This is a genomic window from Geminocystis sp. GBBB08 (assembly GCF_016743215.1).
In the GTDB taxonomy this organism is placed as follows: Bacteria; Cyanobacteriota; Cyanobacteriia; order Cyanobacteriales; family Cyanobacteriaceae; genus Geminocystis.
Genome location: NZ_VRZC01000219.1, coordinates 1 through 5,315 on the forward strand (window position 1 = coordinate 1; position 5,315 = coordinate 5,315).

The 5,315-nt window shown below is 30.9% G+C and carries 10 protein-coding genes and 2 pseudogenes; 8 read left to right on the forward strand and 4 right to left on the reverse strand.

The window, feature by feature from the left end:
• Positions 1-588: 588 nt before the first annotated feature.
• Complete coding sequence (locus FWJ34_RS17980; protein WP_308256717.1) at positions 589-933, reverse strand: hypothetical protein; 345 nt, start codon at positions 931-933, stop codon at positions 589-591.
• A gap of 154 nt (positions 934-1,087) precedes the next feature.
• Here FWJ34_RS17980 and FWJ34_RS17985 point away from each other — a divergent pair, with 154 nt between their 5' ends.
• From FWJ34_RS17985 to FWJ34_RS17995, 3 genes are read left to right on the forward strand one after another with little or no spacing between them, the layout of a single operon-like run.
• Positions 1,088-1,588 carry a hypothetical protein gene (locus tag FWJ34_RS17985; RefSeq protein ID WP_308256718.1) on the forward strand — a complete coding sequence of 167 codons (501 nt, stop codon included), beginning with the start codon at positions 1,088-1,090 and terminating at the stop codon, positions 1,586-1,588.
• A gap of 42 nt (positions 1,589-1,630) precedes the next feature.
• Positions 1,631-1,837: a type II toxin-antitoxin system HicB family antitoxin gene (locus tag FWJ34_RS17990; RefSeq protein WP_308256720.1), complete on the forward strand. Its 207-nt coding sequence runs from the start codon at positions 1,631-1,633 to the stop codon at positions 1,835-1,837.
• Positions 1,830-2,042, forward strand: a complete 213-nt coding sequence (locus FWJ34_RS17995; RefSeq protein WP_308256721.1) for a type II toxin-antitoxin system HicA family toxin — start codon at positions 1,830-1,832, stop codon at positions 2,040-2,042. The genes FWJ34_RS17990 and FWJ34_RS17995 overlap by 8 nt, the downstream gene beginning before the upstream one ends.
• 93 nt (positions 2,043-2,135) lie before the next feature.
• On the opposite strand, the gene FWJ34_RS18000 is transcribed toward FWJ34_RS17995, so the two are convergent.
• Together FWJ34_RS18000 and FWJ34_RS18005 are read right to left on the reverse strand one after the other, a co-directional pair.
• Complete coding sequence (locus FWJ34_RS18000; protein WP_308256722.1) at positions 2,136-2,423, reverse strand: type II toxin-antitoxin system RelE/ParE family toxin; 288 nt, start codon at positions 2,421-2,423, stop codon at positions 2,136-2,138.
• Positions 2,416-2,604, reverse strand: a complete 189-nt coding sequence (locus tag FWJ34_RS18005) for a hypothetical protein (RefSeq protein ID WP_308256723.1) — start codon at positions 2,602-2,604, stop codon at positions 2,416-2,418. The genes FWJ34_RS18000 and FWJ34_RS18005 overlap by 8 nt, the downstream gene beginning before the upstream one ends.
• A 36-nt stretch (positions 2,605-2,640) precedes the next feature.
• On the opposite strand from FWJ34_RS18005, the gene FWJ34_RS18010 reads away from it, so the two are divergent.
• The 3 genes from FWJ34_RS18010 to FWJ34_RS18020 are packed head-to-tail and all read left to right on the forward strand — an operon-like array spanning position 2,641 to position 3,285.
• Positions 2,641-2,763 (forward strand): hypothetical protein, encoded by a 123-nt coding sequence (locus tag FWJ34_RS18010; protein WP_308256724.1) that lies wholly within the window; start codon positions 2,641-2,643, stop codon positions 2,761-2,763.
• Between the two features lie 18 nt (positions 2,764-2,781).
• Complete coding sequence (locus tag FWJ34_RS18015; RefSeq protein WP_308256725.1) at positions 2,782-3,048, forward strand: type II toxin-antitoxin system HicB family antitoxin; 267 nt, start codon at positions 2,782-2,784, stop codon at positions 3,046-3,048.
• 3 nt (positions 3,049-3,051) lie between these two features.
• Positions 3,052-3,285: a type II toxin-antitoxin system HicA family toxin gene (locus FWJ34_RS18020; protein WP_308256726.1), complete on the forward strand. Its 234-nt coding sequence runs from the start codon at positions 3,052-3,054 to the stop codon at positions 3,283-3,285.
• Between the two features lie 112 nt (positions 3,286-3,397).
• On the opposite strand, the pseudogene FWJ34_RS18025 reads toward FWJ34_RS18020, so the two are convergent.
• Positions 3,398-3,667, reverse strand: a pseudogene (locus FWJ34_RS18025) (type II toxin-antitoxin system RelE/ParE family toxin).
• A gap of 92 nt (positions 3,668-3,759) precedes the next feature.
• On the opposite strand from FWJ34_RS18025, the gene FWJ34_RS18030 reads away from it, so the two are divergent.
• Both FWJ34_RS18030 and FWJ34_RS18035 read left to right on the forward strand, forming a co-directional pair.
• Complete coding sequence (locus FWJ34_RS18030; protein WP_308256727.1) at positions 3,760-3,960, forward strand: hypothetical protein; 201 nt, start codon at positions 3,760-3,762, stop codon at positions 3,958-3,960.
• Positions 3,961-4,204: 244 nt separating this feature from the next.
• Positions 4,205-5,031 (forward strand): annotated as a pseudogene (locus tag FWJ34_RS18035) (IS5 family transposase).
• Positions 5,032-5,315 lie beyond the last annotated feature (284 nt).

Genomic DNA, 5,315 nt, shown 5'->3' on the forward strand with positions numbered 1-5,315 from the left:
GAATTATGGATAGAAACGGTTTATTATAATGGCAAAAAAGAGATTTCATCTCCTTATCAAAGAATTAAAGTTTAATTTCCTAAAAACATTGAAACAGTGGGCAATGCCCACCCTACATTTACTATGTCTATTAATTTCAGACAATGCCAACAAAAAGAATAAAGACCAAACCTCCACTAACTAAGAACAAAAGACCAAGTAATATAGGAATCCAAACAGGTGCCATTACGATGTACCAACTTGCATCCCAACCCAAGAGTTTATAAAAAATGAACCCAAGCCACAATACAATAAGTAACTTTCCAATATAACCAACCGAGCGAAATGGTGTAAAAAGCCATAAAGTAAAACGACTTAAAGAAGTTTCTTGATTTAGATCTATTTGCTGTTGTTTTCGTCCTGATAATACTAACAAATAAAATAAACCAAATGTTACTAAGCATAGTAACACCAATGAAACTGTTCCCCAGATTGGGGCTGTTACAGTCCACCAATCCCATTGAACAAAACCGATTAGTTTAAAAAATGAGATTAAGATTGTGAACGTGACTCCAAGTATAAATAGCATATCGCAATATTTTATTAAATTTACAATCCAAATAACTTAATCCAAAAAGATTCCGCAATTGGTCTTGGTTCTGTAATAATTTCACAATGGTTAATAACTTCATACTCTTCAACACCACTATTGCGATCTCCGATACTCATCAATCCTCTCCGATTATCCCATTCACGACGCTTGAGGACTCGAACTATATAATTTCTTGTTTTTACTATATGTCTATCAGGATAATTCGTCATTAGATAGTCACGCAGACGTGCATCGGTATCAGAAGAATCTGATTGAGCGGTAAAAATGATTTGTTTACCTTCTTGTCTAATAGTTGGTTGAATGTTATCATCGTTATAATTATATGGAACAATATTACTCATTTTTTCTCCATCAATGATTTATTTTTTTATTGTATTTAGTTCTTATTTGAATGTAAGACTGATAAAGAAGGAAGTTTTATAAAAAATTATTACAAAAGACTTCTTTTAGCTTAAAATAACTGATAAAGACTGAAATCAAAGTTGAATAATAGTTATGGATACTCAAGAACTGGTGAACTATTTAGATGAATTGCTGTATGACTCTACGGGAAAGCACATCGATAGTTTGCAGGTTGCGATATTAAAAGGTGTCTTAAATGGCGAAAAATATAAGGATATTGCTAAAGAATATAAATGCAGTGCTAGTCATGCGAAAGATGAAGCCTATAAACTCTGGCGACTCCTTTCAAAAACTTTAAATGAAGATATAAATAAGTATAATTTAAAAGCGACTGTTGACAGAATAATAGCTAAAAATTATCAGTTTGTTGTTAATCAAAGCAAAATTGATAAGTTTAATTTTTGTCCTAATTCTCAGTCTAAAATAGAAGAAAATGAGGATGTTATTAGTGATGAAAAAATTTTAATTGAGTCCACACAAAAGAAGATTAAAAGAGAGACGATTCCCCGTTTAATGAGGTTAGGATTAAATGCTGAACAAATTGCCGAAGCGTTAGATTTACCTATTCAAGAAGTAAGAAAAATTATGTCCTAGATTATAATTGATTTAGTTGAGCCTTATTTATCAATTCACATTATGCGTTATCAAGTTAATTTGCAAAAAACAGAAGAAGGCTATCATGTTTGGTGTCCTAGTTTACCCGGTTGTGCTTCTCAAGGAGAGACGAAAGAGGAAGCCATCGAAAATATCCAAGATGCGATCGCCGTTTATTTGGAAGTAAAGGCAGAATTAAATAAGGGTATTGAATCTATTTATTTAGAGGTTAAGCCAAACTATGCCTAATCTTCCCGGTATCAATCATTTAAGGGCAATTAAAGCCTTTGAAAAAATCGGTTTTAGAGTTATTCGTCAGGGAAAACATATCACCATGACAGATGGAGAACATATTATTACAATTCCTAGGGCAAATCCCATTAATGCTTATACGATGGCAACAATTATCAAGGGTTCAGGTTTAACTATTGCTCAATTTAAAGAACTTTTATGAAGTGAGAAAAATGATGTCTTAAATTAGTAATAGAGGATGAGGTACGATCGAACTTTAACCATTATAGAAGGAAGGTGCGATCGCATCTTTAAATTATGTAATTCTTCTTTTCAACAGAGTATAAAAATCTCCTCTTTTACCAATCATAAGAATAAAGACTGTTTTCATATCTTCATCGACAATATAGGCAATGCGATATTGTTGCTTGATGATCGTAATATGATAAGAAAGAATGCCGCTTAAATCACCTTCGAGATTATGACCTATATCAGGGGATAATAAAATATTGGGTATATATTTATACTTGATTTCTTCACGAATTTGTGGAGCAAGTTTTTTCAAGTCTTTTTTTATTCTTGGATGATATTGATCTTTATACATCGAAGGCTTCGTCTCTGTCTAAAAATTTTAATCTTTTGACTAAAACATCATTTTTCCTCTCCAAAAGTTCTGCCCCTTCTTCTGTTAAAAGAAGATATAAGGTTTCAATTTCTTGTTTGTTCATAGAGGTTATTAATTCTGCAATATTTTTAATAGGTATATCAATGGAGAGTTTTGTCATAATCCGTCTCTATAAACTTGCTATAAAAAACTATTGATGATTATTATACTCGAAACTTTTGATTTATTGTTCATGGTCGATCGCATCTCAATTATCATAACAAGAAGGGCTCGATCGAATCCTCAAAACGATAATATATTTGATAGCAAAGATTATTAACATAGAGTAAATAGAAATATGCTCAACAATATACAAGTCAAATGTGAGATTTTTCAAGAAGATGATTTATATGTAGGTATTTGCCCCGAATTGAATGTCTCTAGTTTCGGTGAAACGATCGAAGAAGCTAAAGCATCCTTACGAGAAGCCTTAATGGCATTTTTAGAAGAGTGTGAGGAAATGAATACTTTACAGGAAGTTTTGCAAGAGGCAGGTTTTATTCGGGAAAATAATGTTTGGTTGCCTCGTAAACCAGTTGTTTCGGAGTTGATGGCGATCGCTTAAAATATGGCTAAAATTACATCAATTCCTTATCAAAAACTTGTCAAAATCTTTGAATTGGAAGGATTTACCGTTAAGGGTCAAAAAGGCGATCATTTAATTCTCACTAAACCTAATGTATCTCGCCCTGTAGTAATAAAAACCAGTCCTCGCAATGTTGCCGTAACCCATATTATGACTAATTTAAAAACGGCTGGTATCTCAAGGGATAAATATTTAGAACTTTTAGAACAAGTGTAATAAGATGTTCTTGTCTATTATAAAAGAAAGAAAATTTCAGAGAAACTTCAGATGAGAATGTCGATCGATTACAATGATTGTATCAAGAAGGGATCGATCGTAAATAAGTCTGTTAAACTTTTCTTTTTAGTTTTTTATAAACCTCATCATCATTACGTTTTTCAATGAGTAAAATTTCTAATATTTCATCTTCAACATGATAAACAATACGATATTCTCCTATATCAACTCTGTGATAAGAATATCCCTTTAATTTGAGAGAATCTTGAGGATAAGGATTAATTTTTAGTGCATTGATTTTTGTCGCTATTTGTTTTCCTTGTTTACTAGGTAACTTTTCTAACTTTTTACTGGCTTGTCAAGATAAATTAATCTTCAGCATTAATATCAGGTTTTTTAGAAAAATATTTCACATTTGGTAAATTCTCGAAATGATCATCAAATGTAATAATTTACACTTTTTCTTATAAGGCAGTGGCATCAATAATTGCATCGGCGAAACTTAGCTTAAATTTGCGAGATACTTGTGAAGTGAGAATAGCTAAAGATTCGCTTAAAGGGATAACTTTACCTTGTTGGGTTAAAGCAATAATTTCGATCGCTAATTCTTCATTTTTTTCACGACAAATCCATTTATGTAATTCTTACTGTATAGACGGGCGATCGCATTCTTAACTAAAAAGTAGGTTGGGTTAAATGAAGTGCAACCCAACAACCATCAAATAATTAAAGATAATAATGTTGGGTTTTGTTACCTCAACCTAACAAGAAAGACGATCGCATTTTCAAGAGTTAATGATCCAATAGATCTCTTGCAAAACTAAGTTGACATAAAAATAGAGGGTCATAATTTGTTATTATCAGCGATGGCCTTTGGCACAGGGTAGCAGCACGCAAACAGAAAACATAAGATTAGCTTATGAAAATGAAAAAAATAGAAAAATTGGTGTCCAAAAAGTTTAAAAGAAGATTTGGTGTCACCAAAGAAACTTATCAATTACTTGTAAAAATCGTCAAAAATAAACAACTGAAAAAACTGGGAAGAAAACCAAAACTAACTTTGGAAGAACAGGTTTTGGTTACATTACAATATTTTCGAGAGTATAGAACCTACTTTCATATAGCTGAAGATTGGAACGTTTCTGAATCAACTATTTGTCGAGTAGTTCAAAAAATAGAAAAAATTTTAATTTCTTCGGGATTTTTTTCTTTGCCTGGTAAAAAAGCATTATCTTGTTCTGAAAATTGAATTGAGACTATACTTATTGAGGTGACCGAAAGCCCCATAGAAAGACCAAAAAAAGGTCAAAAAATCTACTATAGTGGAAAAAGAAAGGAACATACTTTAAAATCACAATTAGTGATAAATCAAGCTAATTTAGAAATTATTTGCTATGTCAATGGACGAGGGCAAGAACATGATTTTAAAATATTTAAGAAAAGTAAATTACCATTGATTGCCAAAATAAAATGTTTAGTTGATAAAGGTTATCAGGGAATCAAAAAAATACACAAACTTAGCCAAATACCTTATAAAAAAGAAAAAATTATAAATTAACCAAAGAAGAAAAAAGAATAAATAAAGAAATAAATAGAGAAAGAATAGTAAGAGAACATGTTAACAGAAAGCTGAAAATATTTAGAATATTATCAGAAAGGTATCGAAATAGAAGAAAAAGATTTGGATTAAGATTTAACTTAATTGCGGGAATTTATAATTGTGAAATAAAGCAAAAAGAAGCCTAAATTAAAAACTATAAAAATTATTGTTTATGAAGACAATTTTCAACAAATTAATTGGGTTTTAGTTAATAGGTATTTCTAGTAATATATAAATATTTATTATCTTGTTAGTGAATAAATTGATTTTTTTTCGGAGGCGATCCCGCAGGGATCTGCTGCGCAGCACGCTCCTTACACACTCCGAATCATCAAAAAAAATATTGTTTATTTTAATTTTGCAATAGTTCTATTATAAGTTACAAGGTTATGAACCATTATTTGAGCCTTTAGATGGTAAAAAAAAGACA